Origin of the sequence: Azospirillum melinis, from assembly GCF_013340935.1 — a bacterium.
Lineage (GTDB): Bacteria > Pseudomonadota > Alphaproteobacteria > Azospirillales > Azospirillaceae > Azospirillum > Azospirillum melinis.
Genome location: NZ_WHOS01000020.1, coordinates 62,808 through 77,009, shown reverse-complemented (window position 1 = coordinate 77,009; position 14,202 = coordinate 62,808). Strand labels below are relative to the sequence as shown.

At 70.3% G+C, this 14,202-nt stretch carries 13 protein-coding genes; 10 read left to right on the top strand and 3 right to left on the bottom strand.

Going from position 1 to position 14,202, the window contains the following annotated elements:
- Positions 1-137: 137 nt before the first annotated feature.
- Positions 138-953 (bottom strand): HugZ family pyridoxamine 5'-phosphate oxidase, encoded by an 816-nt coding sequence (locus GBZ48_RS16840; protein ID WP_246307250.1) that lies wholly within the window; start codon positions 951-953, stop codon positions 138-140.
- A gap of 370 nt (positions 954-1,323) precedes the next feature.
- On the opposite strand from GBZ48_RS16840, the gene GBZ48_RS16835 reads away from it, so the two are divergent.
- From GBZ48_RS16835 to ptsP, 8 genes are all read left to right on the top strand, one after another.
- Positions 1,324-2,019 (top strand): response regulator transcription factor, encoded by a 696-nt coding sequence (locus tag GBZ48_RS16835; RefSeq protein WP_109052301.1) that lies wholly within the window; start codon positions 1,324-1,326, stop codon positions 2,017-2,019.
- Positions 2,020-2,023: 4 nt separating this feature from the next.
- Entirely contained in the window at positions 2,024-3,733 is a 1,710-nt protein-coding gene (locus GBZ48_RS16830; protein WP_174472051.1) for a stimulus-sensing domain-containing protein, read from the top strand.
- Positions 3,734-3,959: 226 nt separating this feature from the next.
- On the top strand, positions 3,960-4,358 hold the full coding sequence (locus tag GBZ48_RS16825; protein WP_343049567.1) for a hypothetical protein: 399 nt from the start codon (positions 3,960-3,962) through the stop codon (positions 4,356-4,358).
- 184 nt (positions 4,359-4,542) lie between these two features.
- A complete protein-coding gene (locus GBZ48_RS16820; RefSeq protein ID WP_174472050.1) occupies positions 4,543-5,001 on the top strand; it encodes an HPr kinase/phosphorylase in 459 nt (152 codons plus the stop codon).
- A gap of 17 nt (positions 5,002-5,018) precedes the next feature.
- Positions 5,019-6,011: an RNase adapter RapZ gene (rapZ, locus tag GBZ48_RS16815; protein ID WP_246307249.1), complete on the top strand. Its 993-nt coding sequence runs from the start codon at positions 5,019-5,021 to the stop codon at positions 6,009-6,011.
- A gap of 122 nt (positions 6,012-6,133) precedes the next feature.
- On the top strand, positions 6,134-6,532 hold the full coding sequence (locus GBZ48_RS16810) for a PTS sugar transporter subunit IIA (RefSeq protein WP_042690507.1): 399 nt from the start codon (positions 6,134-6,136) through the stop codon (positions 6,530-6,532).
- 9 nt (positions 6,533-6,541) lie between these two features.
- Positions 6,542-6,844 (top strand): HPr family phosphocarrier protein, encoded by a 303-nt coding sequence (locus GBZ48_RS16805; RefSeq protein WP_174472049.1) that lies wholly within the window; start codon positions 6,542-6,544, stop codon positions 6,842-6,844.
- Positions 6,834-8,717 (top strand): phosphoenolpyruvate--protein phosphotransferase, encoded by a 1,884-nt coding sequence (gene ptsP, locus GBZ48_RS16800; RefSeq protein ID WP_174472048.1) that lies wholly within the window; start codon positions 6,834-6,836, stop codon positions 8,715-8,717. Before GBZ48_RS16805 ends, ptsP begins: the two co-directional genes overlap by 11 nt.
- Positions 8,718-8,754: 37 nt before the next feature.
- Here the strand turns inward: ptsP and GBZ48_RS16795 are convergent, their stop codons facing one another.
- A complete protein-coding gene (locus GBZ48_RS16795; RefSeq protein WP_174472047.1) occupies positions 8,755-9,615 on the bottom strand; it encodes a c-type cytochrome in 861 nt (286 codons plus the stop codon).
- The gene (locus GBZ48_RS16790) at positions 9,612-10,499 is read right to left on the bottom strand and encodes a thermonuclease family protein (protein WP_211105790.1); all 888 of its coding nucleotides are present in this window, start codon (positions 10,497-10,499) and stop codon (positions 9,612-9,614) included. Before GBZ48_RS16790 ends, GBZ48_RS16795 begins: the two co-directional genes overlap by 4 nt.
- Before the next feature lie 52 nt (positions 10,500-10,551).
- Between GBZ48_RS16790 and GBZ48_RS16785 the strand changes: the two genes are divergently transcribed.
- Positions 10,552-12,027: a M48 family metalloprotease gene (locus tag GBZ48_RS16785; RefSeq protein ID WP_211105789.1), complete on the top strand. Its 1,476-nt coding sequence runs from the start codon at positions 10,552-10,554 to the stop codon at positions 12,025-12,027.
- 165 nt (positions 12,028-12,192) lie between these two features.
- Positions 12,193-14,178, top strand: coding sequence for an adenylate/guanylate cyclase domain-containing protein (locus tag GBZ48_RS16780; RefSeq protein WP_343049565.1), 1,986 nt, complete (start codon positions 12,193-12,195; stop codon positions 14,176-14,178).
- Positions 14,179-14,202 lie beyond the last annotated feature (24 nt).

The window sequence follows — 14,202 nt, the reverse complement described above, 5'->3', positions numbered from 1 at the left end:
CGGTGGTGTCGAAGCGACCTCTCGGCTGGTCGTTCAAGGCTAACGGTTGGCTTCTCGTCTCTCTCGTTTTCGTTTTTCGCTGACCGTTCTTTTTGTTCTTTTCGATTTTTTCTTGTTTTTGCGCGGCGGCACGGCTGTCAGGTGCCTCCGCCGCCGTCCGGTGGGGTTCCAGCCGTTCTTGTCCCGGATGTCGATCCTCCGGGTTGTCCCGACCCGTCCGGCGGCCGGACCAGCGTGTCCAGCATCAGTTTAGCCGATTCGGGGTCATGGATTCTCTGCTCAAAATCGACGCGGGCGACGTACCTCCCGCGTCGCAGGTCGCATCCCTCCGGGTCGATCCCGGTCAAGCTCCAGCCGTCCTTTTCACCATCGGTGGCGGGTGCCAGCCGGGGGCCGTACCCCTCGCCGTTCAGCCGGTCGAGCAGCGCCGCCTCGCCCGCCGCCAATGCAGGGGCGGCGGCGGGGAGGTCCAGTTCCGCGGCGGACAGCCAGTGGATGCGGCCGAAGCCGGCGACCAGATGGGCGCGCTCCACCGCGACGCGGTAGATCGCGAAGTCGCCGAAACCGGCATAGAGGGCTGCGTCGGGATGGCGGCGCAGGTAGCGCGCGCGGTGGTCCGGATCGTCCGACCGCCCGGCCCGGCCCTGAACCGACAGGCGCGCGCCGGTCAGCGGCTGCGCCAGCCCGGCGGTGCCGTCGAACAGCAGCCCGACCCGGTCGTCGGCCAGCAGGTTGCGCGTGTGGTCGGCGAGCGTGGACAGGAGAAGCAGCGGGCTGCCGTCATGATCGAACGCCACCAGAACCAGCGAGGGGTAAGGCCAGCCGGCGGCGTCCGCCATCGCCCCGGCGACCTCGTCGGTTGGCCGCTGCGCGGTGGTCGGCCGCTGCACGGTCGCCAGAGCGGCTCGGTCGCAGGCGCGCATCAGGCGTCGGGCACGCAAGGCCGGAGCCATGGTCGCCGGAGCCGCACCGCTCCGGTCGGAAGCCGGCGGCGTCGCGCCTCCCTGGCCGTCCGAAGTGGCGCCGGCCGGGGAGGACGCGGAAAGGGCGTTCGAAAAACTCATTCCAAAACGAGCGCGTTCTCCCGCGCGGCACCGTTGTTCGGCGCCGCATTGCCGCCATATTGGCCCATACAAATGCTGCGGGAAAAGAGAAAACTGCCGCTGGTACCTGGACTCTGGCATAAAGTATTGGAATGACCACTCGTCCTATGCCTGATGTTTCCGCTAACATTTCCGGGTTCCGGCAGCTCGACCGCTCCAACCTGTTCCCGACTGCCTCTGCCCTTGCCCCTGCCCTGCTTCGATAGGATCAGTTACGACCATGGCCCACACCGTCGCCCTGGTGGATGACGACCGCAACATCCTGGCCTCGGTCTCCATCGCCCTGGAGGCCGAGGGCTTCGACGTGCGCACCTACACCGACGGCGCCGAGGCGCTGCGCGGATTGAGCCAGCGCCCGCCCGACCTCGCCGTGCTCGACATCAAGATGCCGCGCATGGACGGCATGGAGTTGCTGCAACGCCTGCGCCAGACCAGCCAGATGCCCGTCATCTTCCTGACCAGCAAGGACGACGAGCTGGACGAGCTGATGGGCCTGCGCATGGGCGCGGACGACTACATCAAGAAGCCCTTCTCGCAGCGCCTGCTGATCGAGCGCATCCGGGCGCTGCTGCGGCGCGAGGCCCTGCGCGGCGAGAGCCCGGAGGTCGATCCCGGCCAGATCATCACCCGCGGCCCGCTGTTGCTGGACGGTGCCCGCCATGCCTGCAGCTGGAAGGGCCAGCCGATCGACCTGACCGTGACCGAGTTCCTGCTGGTCCGCGCGCTGGCCCAGCGGCCGGGCCATGTGAAGAACCGCGACCAGCTGATGGACGCGGCCTATGGCGAGCATGTCTATGTCGACGACCGCACCATCGACAGCCACATCAAGCGGCTGCGCAAGAAGTTCAAGGCCGTCGACGCCGACTTCTCCCAGATCGAAACGCTCTATGGCGTCGGCTACCGGTACAAGGAATAACGCGGTGTCCACGCTCGGCGGAGCTGGGGGCGGGAAGCGGCGCAAGCTGGGCGGCGTCTCGCCGCTGACCCTGCGCATCCTCGCGGTCAACGTGCTGGCGCTGCTGGTGCTGCTGGCGGGCCTGCTCTATCTCGGCCGCTACCAGGACCGGCTGATCCAGGCGGAGACCGAGGCGCTGGCGACGGAGGCGCGCATCTTCGCCTCCGCGCTCGGCGAAGGGGCGGTGAACCGCATCCTGACCGCCCCCTCCCCCACCGGCGACGAGAGCGGCGAGCGGTTCGAACTGGCGCCCGAACTGGCGCGGCCGATGATCCGCCGGCTGGCGGAGGCGACATCGACCCGCACCCGTCTCTTCGACATCGACGGGCACATGCTGTCCGACAGCCGGGTGCTGGTGGGATCGCAGGGCCGCATCGAAATCCGCGAGCTGCCGACCCCGCCGTCCGGCGATCCGGTCAGCCGGGCGATCAACGACCTCTACACCCGCCTGATCGACGTGGTGCCCAGCCGCGAAGGCCTGCCGGTCTACCGCGAGCAGCCGGGCCAGCCCAACCCCGACGTGGAGCGCGCGCTCAGCGGCGAGGCGGCGGCCACCGTCTGGCGCGTCGACGGCGCCGGCGGCGATCCGGAACTGCTGCTGACCGTGGCGGTTCCGGTCCAGCGCTACCGCGAGGTGCTGGGGGCGGTGCTGCTGACCCGCGGCGGCGGCGAGATCGACCGCGCCATCCGCTCCGTCCGCTTCGACATCCTGCGGGTGTTCGGCGTGGCGCTGCTGGTGACCATCGGCCTGTCCTTCTATCTGGCCGGCACCATCGCCCGGCCGATCCGCCGGCTGGCCCAGGCCGCCGACCGGCTGCGCACCAGCCACGGGCGCCATGCCGAAATCCCCGACCTGACCCGCCGCGGCGACGAGATCGGCGAGCTGTCCGGCGTTCTGCGCGAGATGACCGACGCGCTGTGGACGCGGATGGACGCCATCGAGCGCTTCGCCGCCGACGTCGCCCACGAGATCAAGAATCCGCTGACCTCGCTGCGCAGTGCGGTCGAGACGGCGGAGCGCGTCAGCGACCCGCGCCACCGCGACCGGCTGATGGCGATTATCGCCGACGACGTGCAGCGGCTGGACCGGCTGATCAGCGACATCTCCAACGCGTCGCGCCTGGATGCCGAACTGTCGCGGGCGGAGCCGGAGCCGGTGGACATCGGCCTGCTGCTGACCATGCTGGCGGAACTGCGCCAGACGGTTGCCGCAACCATGGACGAGCGGGTGGCGGCCGGGAACGGCGAGGATGGTGAGAACCGGCCGCAGCCTCCACGGGTCGTGCTCGACCTGCCGGCCGGCGAGCGGCTGGTGGTGCCGGGGCTGGAAGGGCGCCTGACCCAGGTGTTCCAGAACCTGATCGACAACGCCCTGTCCTTCTCGCCGCCCGGCGGCACGGTGCGGCTGACCGCAAGGCGCAGCGGCCGCAGCGTCAGGGTGGTAGTGTCGGACCAGGGGCCGGGTATCCCCGACGGCAAGGAGGAGGCGATCTTCGACCGCTTCTACACCGAGCGTCCGGCGGGCGAGAAATTTGGAACCCACTCCGGTCTCGGCCTATCGATTGCCAAGCAGATAGTCAGTGCGCACAATGGTTCTGTATTTGCGAAAAATCGTCATGTATCGGACGGGACCATCGAGGGCGCCGACTTCGTGGTGACTCTGCCTTTGCTGTGAGAAACTCTGCGGAATTTCATACATCCTTCCCACTCTCGGCTAGACAAGCCCTGTCCAAGCATCGATCATGATCTCGGTCGTTCTCGCTTGTCGGCTGCCGGGTCGGTCGGACCATGCCGGTCCGGTTGTATGTGCCTGCACCAGGCGGCAACGGGAGGGTGGCCATACCCCGGGACAAAGATGTGGGGTCGCCATGCCTGAGTGCGTTCCGCCCGAATCCCCCTCCGTGCACACGCTGTCCCCGACCGGCCGCCGTTCTGCCGCCCCGGGTGCCGCCCCGGGTGCCGTACCCGGTGACGTCGTCGATCTGCGCCGCTACCGTCTGGCCCGCCTGATCCGGGATGCCGGCCGGCAGCAGGGCGAACTGGCAAGGATGATGCGGCAATCCGCGCAGGAGCGGACCCAGCTCGCCGAGGCCCTCCAGGGCGCGCAGCGCCACCTCGCCAGCATCGCCGACAACTACAAGGTCCTGCTGGTACGGCTGAAGCGGGAGAAGGACTTTCGCGACGCCTGTCAGGAGGCGGCGGAGCTGGAGGATCTGGACGAGATGATCCGCCGCCGCGACGCCCTCGCCCTGGAGCTGGAGGCGATCCGCCGCACCCCGCGCGGCGCCGCGGGCGCCTGACGGCGCACATCGCCACCATTCGCGCCAGTGTTCTAAGCCCGACCGTTCGCACGGCCATTATCCGCACCGAAAGAACGGTTGGAAGCGGATGGGGGATCCCGGACAGGTTTCCCCGCCTGACCTTGTGGGACACCGTTCCGTTCCCATTGACAGAACCTGCGCCACGTCTCACCTTCGCCAGACTATGGTGACGATTCACGGCACCTGCGTCTTGCTCTCCGGCATCGGCGTGCTGCTGCGTGGGGAGTCCGGACGGGGAAAATCGGATTTGGCCTTGCGACTGATCGATGGCGGAGCCTTGCTGGTCGCGGATGACCGGGTGGCGCTGCATTGCGAATCCGGCCGCCTGACCGCCTCTCCCCCGCCCGCCCTGGCCGGGCTGCTGGAGGTGCGGGGCGTCGGCATTCTTCCCGTTCCGTCGGCCGGGCCGGCCCCCGTCGGTCTCGTCGTCGACCTGCTCGGGCGTGACGAGGTGGACCGGCTGCCGGAGGCGGAGACCGACACGCTGCTGGGCGTCGCCCTGCCCCGTCTGGGCCTGCACGCCTTCGATGCCTCCACCCCCGCGAAGATCCGCCTTGCCGCCGCCAGCCTGCGCGGCGGACGGCTGGACCGGGTGCCCGCCAGCCTTTCGGCCCTATCATGAAACCTCCCGACACTCTGATGTCCGACGTGCCGGCCGACCCTGCCGCCCCTGCCGCCCGCGGGCGCATCGTTCTGGTCACCGGCATGTCGGGGGCCGGCATGTCGGTGGCGCTGAAGGCGCTGGAGGATCTGGGCTACGAGGCGGTGGACAATCTGCGCCTGTCGCTGGTGCCGGCCCTGATCCGGCAGGCCGATCCGAAGCGCCGGCCGCTGGCCCTGGTGATCGACAGCCGCACCCGCGACTTTTCCGCGCAGAACTTTCTCGACGAGCTTGAGGAGCTGCGGCGCGACGGCGATCTCGACGTGCGCCTGGTCTTCCTGGAGTGTGGCGACGAGGTGCTGCAACGCCGCTTCACAGAGACGCGCCGCCGCCATCCGCTGGCGGAGGACCGCACGGTGCCCGACGGCATCCAGCGCGAACGCGCCCTGCTGTTCCCGCTGAAGGAGGAAGCCGACGTCACCATCGACACGACGCAACTGTCCATTCACGATTTGCGGCGCATCCTGTCCGGGCATTTCCGGCGTGACGCCCAGGCAGCCTTGCAGGTGTTCGTGACCTCCTTCTCCTTCCGCCAGGGTCTGCCGCGCGAAGCCGATCTGGTCTTCGACGTGCGGTTCCTGACCAACCCGCACTACGACCCGGAGCTTCGGCCGCTGACCGGCCTGAACCCGGCCGTCGCCGCGCGGGTGGAGAGCGATCCCGATTTCCCCGCCTTCTTCGGCAACCTGACGGAGCTGCTGCGCCCGTTGCTGCCGCGCTACAACCAGGAAGGCAAGAGCTACCTGACCATCGCCATCGGCTGCACCGGCGGCAAGCACCGGTCGGTCTTCATCGCCGAACGGCTGGCGGCGTGGCTGAAGGAGCAGGGGCTGCGGGTCAACCTCAGCCACCGCGAACTGGAGCGGCTGGGCTTGAGGACCGCCGGGGCCAGCCCTGCCTCCAGTCAGCAGGCCAACAACCAGCAGGCCGGTAGCCAGCAGACCAACCATCAGGCCAACCATCAGGGATGATGCAAATTGCGCCTTGACGACCATGCGTCCAACCAACGATCCAGATGCGATGAGCGCTGCCGCCCCGCGGCGGCGGCCCTCGCGCAGGTCTCCGGGGAGGACCCAACCTTGAAGGATGTCCCATGATCGGTATGGTTCTTGTCACCCACGGGCGGCTGGCCGAGGAATTCATCGCCGCACTGTTCCACGTGGTGGGCGAACAGCAGCAGGTGCGCGCCGTGTGCATCGGCCCGGACGACGACATGGAACAGCGCCGCCAGGACATCCTGAACTCGGTGGCGGAGGTCGACGACGGGTCGGGCGTCGTGGTGCTGACCGACATGTTCGGCGGCACGCCGTCCAATCTCGCCATCTCCATCATGGACAAGGCGAAGGTCGAGGTGATCGCCGGCGTCAACCTGCCGATGCTGATCAAGCTCGCCAGCGTGCGCAAGACCGAGCCGCTGGACAAATCGGTGATCGCCGCCCGCGATGCCGGACAGAAATACATCAACGTCGCCTCCACCCTCCTGTCGGACTGACCGCCTGCGATGAGCTCCCCCGACGACACGGCATCCGCCGATGGCGAAATCCGCCGCACCGCCACCATCACCAACCAGCGTGGCCTGCACGCGCGCGCCTCGGCCAAGTTCGTCAAGCTGGTCGCCACCTTCGATGCCGAGATCTCGGTGCGCCGCGGCGAGTCCGTGGTGTCCGGCGAGTCGATCATGGGGCTGATGATGCTGGCCGCCGGTCCCGGCACCACGGTCGAACTGCGCGCCAGCGGCGCCCAGGCCGATGCCGCGATGGACGCCCTCCTGGACCTGATCAACCGCAAGTTCGATGAAGAATGATCTGCCCCCCGCCGGCCAGACCGGCGGCCCGGTATCCGGCCCCGACCGCGGCGGTTCCGGCGGCACCCCGTCGCCCGAGCCGGTGAGCGCGTCCGCCAGCACGGCCGTCAGCACGGCCGCCAGCGCTGCGGCGCGCGCCCTGCGCGGCCTGGGCGTGTCGCCCGGCATCGCCATCGGCCCGGCCCATGTGGTGGAAAGCGGCGCCGTCGCCATCCCCGAATACGCCGTCGAACCGCAAGCGGTCGAGGCGGAGGTTGCCCGCTTCAACGAGGCGGCGACCAAGGCGCGCCGGCAGATCAAGAAGCTGAAGAGTAAGGCGCTCGTCCTGCCCGACTCGGCGTCGGAGGAGATCGGCTTCCTGCTCGACGCCCACCTGTCGATGGTCACCAACTCGCGCCTGACCCGCGGGGTGGAGCATCGCATCAAGCAGGACCGGATCAACGCCGAGGCCGCCATCCAGGCGGAGATCGCCGCCATCGCCGCCACCTTCGCCGGCATGGACGACGCCTATCTCGCCGCCCGCATCGACGACATCCGCGAGGTCGGGCGGCGGTTGACCCGCAACCTGATGAAGCAGGAATACCGGGCCTTCAGCAGCCTGCCCCCCGGCAGCATCATCCTGGCGGAGGAGCTGACACCCGCCGACACCGCCCTGCTCGACCCCACCGTCGTCGGCGGCTTCGCCACCGTGCTGGGCGGAGCGGAGGGGCACACCGCCATCCTCGCCCGCTCGCTGGGCCTGCCGGCGGTGCTGGGCGCGCCCGGGCTGCTGGCCGGCGTGCGCAACGGCGTGACGGTGGTCGTCGACGGTTTGCAGGGCCGCGTGCTGATCGACCCACCGGCCGACGTGCTGGCCGATTACAGCGAGCGCCGGGCCGCCCGCGAACGCGAGCGCCAGGGGCTGAAGAGCCTGCGCAAGCTGCCCGCCGTCACCCGCGACGGCACCGCGATCACGCTGATGGCGAATCTGGAGCTGCCGCGCGATCTCGACCACGCGCTGGAACATGGCGCCCAGGGCATCGGCCTGCTGCGGACCGAGTTCATGTTCATGAACCGCGACCATCTGCCCGACGAGGATGAGCAGTACGCCGTGCTGCGCACCATGATCGAGGGGATGGGCGGCCGCACCGTCACCGCCCGCACCATGGATCTGGGCGGCGAGAAGCTGGCCGGCTGGATGGCCGGGCGCTATGGCGAGCCGGCCAACCCGGCGCTGGGTCTGCGGGCCATCCGGCTGGGGCTGCGCGAGCCGAAGCTGCTGGAGACGCAGCTCGCCGCCATGCTGCGCGCCGGCGTCCACGGTCCGCTGCGCATCCTGCTGCCGATGATCGCCTCGGTCACCGAGGTGCAGAAGGTGCGCGAGATGATGGGGCAGGTCGCCCGCCGGCTGCGCCGCCGCGGCGTCGCCATCGCCGACCCGCTGCCGCCGGTGGGCGTGATGGTGGAGGTGCCGGGGGCGGCGCTGGCCGCCGACGCGCTGGCCTATGCCGCCGATTTCTTCTCCATCGGCACCAACGACCTGACCCAGTACACGCTGGCCATCGACCGCGCCGACGAACAGGTCGCGACGCTCTACGACCCGCTGCATCCGGCCGTGCTGCGGCTGATCCAGTTCACCGTGGAGGCCGCCCTGCGCGCCCGCATCCCGGTGTCGGTCTGCGGCGAGATCGCCGGCGACCCGCGCTATACGGCGTTGCTGCTGGGGTTGGGCGTGCGCGAACTGTCGATGGCGCCGCTGGCGGTGCCGGCGGTGAAGAAGCGCATCCGCGCCCTCGATCTGGTCGAAGCGGGCAGGCGCGCCCGCGTCATCATGGACCAGAGCGACAGCGGCCGCATCGCCACGCTGCTCGACGACTTCAACGCCATCCTGTAAGGCCAGACGGGTGGGATGGGGGCGGAAGCCCCCCCTCTCACGGCGCCTTCCGCCCCGCCATATGGCCGAGATAGGCGACGACCCGATCCAGATCGGCATCGCTCAGCATCGCCGGGTCGAAGCCCGGCATCTGCTGGCCCGGCCATGTCCGGACGGAGCGGGGGTCGCGGATCAGCGTCTTCAGCCCGGCGGGCGTCAGATATTCGGTCGGGTTCATCGGCCGGTTCAGGTCCGGCCCCATCGCGGCGCTGCCGGCGCCGTTCAGGGTGTGGCAGGCCATGCACTGGGTGATGAACACCGCCTGTCCGGCGCGGATGGCCGAGTCGGCGGGCAGGCCCTGCTCGACCGCCAACTGCGGCCAGCGGCGCAGCGGATCGTCGGAAGCGACGATGCGGGCCAGCTGATAGGGCCATTGTTCGCTGCGTACCCCCGACGCCTCCGGCCGCACCCAGACCAGATAGAAGGGACCGGCGGACACCGCCTTGCCCGGCAGGTTGGGCCAGGGCCGGTCGGCCGGCTCCACCGCCAGGAAGGCGACGGCGCCGTCGGGACCGCTGCGCAGGCACAGCTCCGGCGGCAGCTGCGCGGTGAAGCCGTCCGACGCCACCCCTTCCAGCACGGTGCCGGGCGGGAAGTCAGCAGTGCCCAGCAGGCTGGCGAGCGGCAGGGCGCGGTAGCTCATCGGCCGGCCATAGGACACGTCGGCGGGGATGTCGACGGTCACGGCGTCCGGACGGGCCAGCAGGGCGTCGCGGTCGAACACCCGCTCGGTTCCGGCGACGGCGATCGTCAACGCCGGCCCGCCGGCCAGTGCCGGATGCAGCGGCAGGGCGACGAACAGCAAAGACAGGGCGGCAAGCAGGCGTCCAGCCACAGGCCCAAGCGACGGCTTCCTCATTCCAGATCGTCCTCCCCTTCGTCGTCATCCCAGGATTCGTCATCGGCGCCGGAGCGTCGCGGGGCGGCGGAGGCCGGCTCCCGCTCCAGCCGCTCGATCTGTTCGGGATGGGTGATCTCGATCATGGGGCCATTGCGCAGTGTGATCCAGCCCCGCACGCGCACCCGGCGGCCCTCGTAGGACAGCGGGTCGATGCCGGCGCGGGTGACCTCGCGCATCGCGGCGCGGCCGATATGGACGGTGACGTCGCTGCGCCAGTCGGCGCCGAAATCCAGCCAGCTCTCGCCGCCGCCCTTGGACACCGCCAGCACCAGCCCTTCCACCAGCTGGAAGCTGTCGCGGTCGCGGAAAATCTCCTCCGGGTCGGCGGCGTCACGCACCGCATAGACCCGGCTGCGCCACAGCCCGCGCCCGGCGTTGCGTGCGGTTTCCTCGCCGGCCAGCAGCTCCGCCGCATAGGCGCGGGCATCGGGCCGGGTGTGGACCCGCGCCAGCCCGCGGACCAGCAGCGCCGATTGCAGCCACAGCCCGTCCTCCCGCACCAGATGGGCGAGGAGCCGGCCATGGCGGTCGGTCGGTGTCGGCCCGTGCAGGACGACGCGATGGCCCAGTGCCAGATCGGCCAGCGCCGCGGTCGCCGCCTCGGCCAGCGGCCAGACCCGCCCGTCGGCGGGGTTGGCGTTCCGCGGCGGCTTGGCCGCTTCGATCCCGGCCAGCCGGACCCGGCGGCCGTCCTCAAGCTCCAGCGTGTCGCCGTCCAGCACGGCGGTGACCCGCAGCCCGTCCGCCGAGGCGGCGCCGGCCGGCACCGGCGGCACGCACAGCAGCAGACCAGCCAGAAGCAGAACCGGCAGGCGCACAAGCAGGAGCGTGACACGTGTCATCGGGAAGGCCGTCCTTGCGGAACATCCGCCGCCGGGCGGGGTTTTGACCGGTATGCCGACCCATCTCCCCTTCCGCAAGCCCCTCCGCGCCGCATTGGCCGTCCTCATGCTGGCGGCGGTGACCCCTGCCTTGGTCGCACCCGCGCCCGCCCGGGCCGGACTGCTGGACAACGTCTTGTCCGGCGGCGACGAGGCGGCGCTGGGTGCGCAGGAACATCCGAAGATCCTGGCGCAGTTCGGCGGGGCGGTGAAGGATGTCCGGCTCCAGGGCTACATCGACCAGCTCGGCCGCAAGCTCGCCGCCACCACGGCGCTGGCGCGCGAGCCCTGGACCTTCACCGTGCTGGACAGCGACGTCGTCAACGCCTTCGCCCTGCCCGGCGGCTATGTCTATGTCACCCGCGGCCTGCTGGCGCTGGCGAAGGACGAGGCCGAGGTGGCCGGCGTGCTGTCGCACGAGATCGGCCACGTCACCGCCCATCATTCGGCGCAGCGCCAGACCCGGCAGACCATTGCCGGGCTGCTCGCCGCCGGGGTCGGGCTGGTGTTCGGCAACGACACGCTGGCGCAGCTGGCCGGGCTGGGCGGCACCGCGATGGTCGCCAGCTATTCCCGCGAGCAGGAACTGGAGGCCGACCAGCTCGGCGTCGAGACGCTGCGGCGGACCGGCTACGACCCCTTCGCCATGGCGACCTTCCTGGAGACGCTGCGCCGCGACAGCCAGTATGAGGGCCTGCGCGCCGGCAACAAGGGCGGGGACGGCTTCGACTTCCTCGCCAGCCATCCGGCGACCGAGGAGCGCGTCCGCCGCGCCGCCGACCTCGCCCGCGCCATCCCGCCGGGCGGCGCCCGCCCGCGCGATCCTTACCTGGCGGCGGTCGACGGCATGATCTATGGCGACAGCCCAGAGAACGGCTATGTCCGCGGCCGGACCTTCGCCCACCCGCAGCTCGGCATCGCCTTCACCGTGCCGCAGGGCTACTCGCTGCTGAACGGCGCCGATCAGGTGGTCGCCAAGGGGCAGAACGGCACCGCCATGGCCTTCGACGGCGGATCGGCGGCTGGCGTGTCCGACCCGGCCAGCTTCCTGACCGGCGTGTGGGGCAAGACCGCCACCCTGTCCAACCTCCAGCGCCTCACCATCGGCGGCATGGCGGCGGCCACCGCCACCACGCGCGGCGAGTCCGACGGCAACAGCGCCGACATCCGTCTGGTGGCGATCCGCGCGCCGGACGGGAAGATGTACCGCTTCACCTTCCTGGCGCCCGCCGGATCGCTGGCTCGTTTCGATAACGATTTCCAGGCGGCTGCCAACAGCTTCCACCGCATGACCGCGGAGGAGGCCGCCCGCTACCGTCCCCGCCGCGTGCAGGTGACGGCGGTGCAGCCCGGCGATAGCGTCGCCGGCCTCGTCCGCCGCATGCCGCAGGAACCCTATGCCGAAGAGTTGTTCCGGATCATCAACGACCTGCCGCCCGGCACGCCGCTGCAACCCGGCCAGCGGGTGAAGGTGATTGTCGGAGAATAGAACGGGGAGTAGCGGCAACCCTCAACATAAGCATGACCGCATGAAATCCGCGTAAGGATACAGTCCCGCGGGTTGCCGCCGGCCGGATGGGCGGGTAGGCTGCCGCGCATGTCCGATACCCCGTCAGCGCGCCCCCAGATTGCTCCGCCCCTTCCGGCGAAGGCTGTGAAGCCGGCTGGAAAGGCGGCGGCGAAGCCCGCCGGGCGCCGGCGGCTGCGGCTGCCCATCGCCGCGGTGCTGGTGGCGGGGTTCGGCTCGCTGATGCTGGCGGCGGTCGCCAGCGTCCTGGTGCTGGGTCTGGTCAGTGCCAGCACAAACACCTTCGCCCTGCTGAACGACAAGGCCGATCTGGCGCTGGCCGGGGTGGAGGTGCGGGTCCGCCACCAGCTCGACCCCGCGCGCGAGATGGCGCGCTTCGTCGCCGGACTGATCGAGCGCGGCGACCTGCGCGCCGGCGACAACACGGCGATGATCGACACGCTGCGCGGCGCGCTGGCCGGCGCCCCGGACGTCACCGGCCTCGCCTTCATCCGCCCGGACCTGACCGGGGTCCGCGTCGGCCGGCTGAACGGCGGGCTGGTCGCCGATCCCATCGACTTGCAGGGCGACAGCGACATCCCGCCGGAGATTCTGGACGGCCCCAACCGCAGCGCCGCCACCTGGGCCGATCCGCGCTGGCTGAAGGAGGCGCAGAACAGCTTCGTCACCCTCTACCAGCCGGTGCGGCGCGACGGCCGCTATCTGGGGCAGGTGGCGGTCGGCGTGTCGCTGGGCGACCTGTCGCGCTTCCTGTCGGTGCTGTATGTGGAGCAGGGGCTGAACGCCTTCGTGCTGTACGACCAGAACCATGTGCTGGCCCACCCGGCGCTGGTCGGCCGCAGCTTCGATTTTTCCGGCAAGCTGGACGGCCCGCCGCTGCCGCGCACCGATCAGGTCGACGACCCGGCGCTGGCGGCGCTGTGGTCCAGCGGCGTGCCCGTCCAATCGCTGAAGAAGCGGGTGGAGGCGCGCGCCGTCCAGGTTCTCGGCAGCGACTATATCTTCCTGACCCGCAAGATGTCGGGATACGGCCAGCAGGACTGGATCATCGGCATCGGCTACCGCGATGGCGAGCTGAACGTCGAGGTCCGCCGGCTCTACATCACCGGTGCCGTCGGCCTCGCCATCCTGCTGGTGTCGGTCGGGGTGGCGCTTCTGGTCGGGCGGCGGATCAGCCGGCAGGTGGCGCGGCTGGCCGAGGCCGCCGACCGCGTCCGCGCCTTCGAATTCCGCGCCATTTCCGATCTGCCCGACTCCCGCCTGCGCGAGATGGCGCGCGCCGCCACCGCCTTCAACGCCATGGTCGCCGGCCTGCGCTGGTTCGAGACCTATGTGCCGAAGGCGCTGGTCCTGCGCCTGATGCGCCAGCGCGAGACCGAGGGTGGGCTCGATTCGGTGCAGCGCGAGGTGACGGTGATGTTCACCGACATCCGCGGCTTCTCCCGCATGGCCGAGCATATGGCCGCCGCCGACACCGCCGCCCTGCTGAACGAGCATTTCACCCTGCTGGCCGCCTGCATCGAGGCGGAGGGCGGCACGGTGGACAAGTTCATCGGCGATTCGCTGATGGCCTTCTGGGGCGCGCCCGAGGCGCAGGAGGACCATGCCGTCCGCGGGCTGCGCGCGGCGCTGGCGATCCACCACGCCATTCGCGCCGACAACCGCCGCCGCGTCGCCGAGGGCCGGGCGCCGATCCATGTCCGCGTCGGGCTGCACAGCGGCCCGGTGGTGGTCGGCAACATTGGCTCCGACAGCCGGATCAACTACACCATCGTCGGCGACACCGTGAACGTCGCCGCCCGGATCGAGGAGCTGTCGGCCGCCCTCCAGGGCGAGTCCGAGGTGATCGTCCTGACCAGCGGCGTCACCGCCGCCAAGGGCAAGGACGCCGTCCCGCTGGTCCGCCAGGGCGGCCGGTCGCTGCGCGGCCGGACCGGCATGACCGAACTCTGGCGGCTGGTGCTGGAGGAGGAGAAGAAGGACGCGGCGAAGGCGGCGATGCCAGTGTCGGCGCCATCCCCGGCAGTGGGCACGGCGCCGCCGTCCGCCGCACCCCCGCCGGTGGCGGGTGAGACTGCCAAGCCGGTGCTCGCAGGTAAGGATACAGCCTGAACCGGGCCGGCGTTTCCAGTTAAG

Coding starts and splice junctions, on each gene's coding strand:
- GBZ48_RS16785 (WP_211105789.1), top strand. CDS start 10,552: ATGCCGACCCATCTCCCCTTCCGCAAGCCCCTCCGCGCCGCATTGGCC.
- GBZ48_RS16795 (WP_174472047.1), bottom strand. CDS start 9,615: ATGAGGAAGCCGTCGCTTGGGCCTGTGGCTGGACGCCTGCTTGCCGCC.
- ptsP (WP_174472048.1), top strand. CDS start 6,834: ATGAAGAATGATCTGCCCCCCGCCGGCCAGACCGGCGGCCCGGTATCC.
- rapZ (WP_246307249.1), top strand. CDS start 5,019: ATGTCCGACGTGCCGGCCGACCCTGCCGCCCCTGCCGCCCGCGGGCGC.
- GBZ48_RS16820 (WP_174472050.1), top strand. CDS start 4,543: ATGGTGACGATTCACGGCACCTGCGTCTTGCTCTCCGGCATCGGCGTG.
- GBZ48_RS16805 (WP_174472049.1), top strand. CDS start 6,542: ATGAGCTCCCCCGACGACACGGCATCCGCCGATGGCGAAATCCGCCGC.
- GBZ48_RS16810 (WP_042690507.1), top strand. CDS start 6,134: ATGATCGGTATGGTTCTTGTCACCCACGGGCGGCTGGCCGAGGAATTC.
- GBZ48_RS16790 (WP_211105790.1), bottom strand. CDS start 10,499: ATGACACGTGTCACGCTCCTGCTTGTGCGCCTGCCGGTTCTGCTTCTG.
- GBZ48_RS16840 (WP_246307250.1), bottom strand. CDS start 953: ATGGCTCCGGCCTTGCGTGCCCGACGCCTGATGCGCGCCTGCGACCGA.
- GBZ48_RS16835 (WP_109052301.1), top strand. CDS start 1,324: ATGGCCCACACCGTCGCCCTGGTGGATGACGACCGCAACATCCTGGCC.